The 1,125-nt window shown below is 52.9% G+C and carries 1 protein-coding gene; it reads left to right on the top strand.

The annotated features are described in order from the left end of the window. On the top strand, positions 1-1,125 hold a 1,125-nt coding region (locus ABJK56_RS06340; protein ID WP_347243821.1), incomplete at both ends, for a virulence-associated E family protein.

Below are 1,125 nucleotides of genomic sequence, written 5' to 3'. Positions count from 1 at the left end.
TGGGCGAAGGAATACGGCCACGACGTTTTCTCCGCACAGCAGTTGCTGAGGCAATTCCTCAAAAGCCTCCAGGGAGACTCCGATAGCGAAGAGCGACCAACCCTACTTAAGGAATACCAGGCGATTAAGCAAAAGTTTGGCGATCGCCTCCGATACAACACCTTGCTCAGGCAAGTTGAGTTAGACGGCAACTTTCTAGATCCGGCCAACGCTCGGCTGGAGCTCACAATCAATTACGGCTGGAAGGGCAAATTAAGCCGGGAAGATTGTGGCGACATTACTCTAATGGTCGCGAAGCAGAACAGCTACAGCCCGGTAGTGGAATATCTGGACTCGGTTCATGCCAAGTATGGCTGGACTAACGTCCTGACAGATATCGCCAACCGCTACTTTGGAGCCACCGAAGCGATTCACGAACTGGTGACAGTTCGGTGGCTAATATCTGCTGTGGCGAGGGCATATGTCCCTGGATGCAAATGCGACACCGCATTAATCCTCCAAGGGGAACAGGGCTACGGGAAAAGCTCTTTCTTTAGCACGCTGGCTTCAGAGGAGTGGTTTGACGACTCCTTGGGAAACGCGTCTGATAAGGACGAACGATTGAAGCTGCATCGAGCCTGGATAATTGAGTGGGCCGAGTTAGAGGCAGTTTTCAGGAGAAAAGATATCGCAGCCGTGAAAGCGTTTATGACAACGCGGATCGACTTGCTCCGACCTCCTTATGGCCGATCGATTGAAGCCTTCAAACGCGCCAGCGTGATAGTTGGCACAACCAACCAACAAACCTTCCTAAACGATGCTACCGGCAGCCGTCGATTCTGGGTTGTGCCAGTTTCAAGGCCCATTGAGCGGGAAAGGTTGGAGAAGGAACGCGATCTGATCTGGGCGGCTGCAGTTCACCTTTATCGCAAAGGTGAACCCTGGTGGCTGGCCGAGGAAGAAGAAGCCTTAATCAAAGAGGAGCGCCAAATATTCGAGCTACAGGACCCTTGGCACGACCTAATCGCCGATTACGTCGAGTTCCTGGACGAGGTGTCCGGGGCAGAGATCTTACAAACAGTCCTCAAACTGCCCGTTGACCGACACGATCGATCGAGCAGTATGCGGGTTGCCAACGTTCTGAGA

This window comes from Thermogutta sp. (assembly GCF_039793925.1).
In the GTDB taxonomy this organism is placed as follows: Bacteria; Planctomycetota; Planctomycetia; order Pirellulales; family Thermoguttaceae; genus Thermogutta.
The sequence above is the reverse complement of the archived record's forward strand: the minus strand, read 5'-3'. Positions and strand labels throughout refer to the sequence as shown.